1 pseudogene is annotated in these 279 nt (G+C 41.2%); it reads right to left on the reverse strand.

Annotated features, from left to right (window positions below):
* Nucleotides 1–279 (reverse strand): annotated as a pseudogene (locus QOS01_RS10525) (IS30 family transposase); the annotation flags it as partial.

Raw genomic sequence — 279 nt, forward strand, 5'->3', positions numbered from 1 at the left:
TAGTAAGCATCTGTGCCCATTTTCTGGCGTAAATTTATAAAGAACTGATTTACTGCATGCGCAGTTTTACCAGCAATTTTACTCGTGATATTAACCCGTGAAAGGCGATCAGTCATTACTAGTACAACACTGTCATTACCGTTTTTCTGTCCCTGAACTGTATCTAGTTCCCAATGACTAATTTCGGACCGTTGGTCCGCAACCTGTGGACGTTGAGCAATGTTAGGTCCTAAGCACTTTTTGGCTTGTGGATGAGATTGATGGTGTTTACGTTTAGTT

Origin of the sequence: Limosilactobacillus avium, assembly GCF_947381485.1 — a bacterium.
Classification (GTDB): Bacteria; Bacillota; Bacilli; order Lactobacillales; family Lactobacillaceae; genus Limosilactobacillus; species Limosilactobacillus avium.